At 31.6% G+C, this 699-nt stretch carries 1 pseudogene; it reads left to right on the forward strand.

The window, feature by feature from the left end:
* Nucleotides 1-316: 316 nt before the first annotated feature.
* A pseudogene (locus J3U14_RS11655) lies at nucleotides 317-699 on the forward strand (hypothetical protein); the annotation flags it as partial.

The raw sequence follows: 699 nt of genomic DNA on the forward strand, positions 1-699 counted from the left end.
AAAAAAAATAACGAGAATATTACATTTCTTAAATGTAAAAATGAAAGTGTAGAACCTTATATACTTAATCCAATATGGAATTAGAATGAAATAGGTTAGTAATAACTTGTTGACAAGTCACATGGATAAGTGAATTTTTCTGCTTATATGAATAATATCTGGTTATTTAGGAAACGCATATTTTTACAAACATTGAAAAATCGTAACCCAATACTAAATTACACAAAACTAAAAAAGGTCAAACATCTGACACCTCAAATAAACTTGCAGAAACTTTTACGCCTGTAACCTTGTGCTAAAGCGGTAGGCGTGATTTATGCAAGCTGTGGCTATGGTGGATTGTTTCAATATTAAAATTGAACTCAAAAGAAATTACACTCTAGAAGATGCCGAATTCGCTATAAATCTAATATATAAGAAGCATGGCAAGCAAATGGCAATAATAATTGAAAAAATGTATCGTTCAGAAACTGCACATTTTGAATCCTTACAATATAAGCAAACGGGGACAGGAGGTATGGAATCTTTTGGTTTACCACTATACTATGGTTGGGAGTGGTTTGGTTTTAAACAGATTACAGAAACCAGTAGTTTAAAAGAATTTTATTTGAATGCGAAAAAAGCGGAAACCCGAAATAAAGATAATGCTTCACTGGAGAACTATAAGCCAACCCTCAAAGAGACCTTAACAATATTAGA

The sequence above is a fragment of the Gilliamella sp. B3801 genome (genome assembly GCF_026536645.1).
In the GTDB taxonomy this organism is placed as follows: Bacteria; Pseudomonadota; Gammaproteobacteria; order Enterobacterales; family Orbaceae; genus Gilliamella; species Gilliamella apicola_I.